The organism is Microbacterium sp. H6 (genome assembly GCF_003314775.1).
Lineage (GTDB): Bacteria > Actinomycetota > Actinomycetes > Actinomycetales > Microbacteriaceae > Microbacterium > Microbacterium oxydans.
In genome coordinates, this window is the sequence record NZ_QOAY01000098.1 from 22,203 (window position 1) to 22,407 (window position 205).

General features: G+C 72.7%; 1 pseudogene. It reads right to left on the reverse strand.

Going from position 1 to position 205, the window contains the following annotated elements:
* A pseudogene (locus DSP71_RS22645) lies at positions 1-205 on the reverse strand (ComF family protein); the annotation flags it as partial.

Consider the following 205-nt stretch of genomic DNA (forward strand, 5'->3'; position numbering starts at 1 on the left):
GAAGGCGCTCTGCGACGTCGGCACCGGCACGATCCACCTGCTCGCACTCTCCGTCGAGTTGAGCACGGACGCCAGCGCCGCGCCGAGTGGGCGCGCCAGGAGCGTCTCGCCCTTCCCCTTCAGACGACGGATGCACTGCGCCGCCACCCCTTCGAAGGAGAGCGCGGCCGTCACGGGAAGCCCCTGCGGCGTCGCGAGCCGCTGC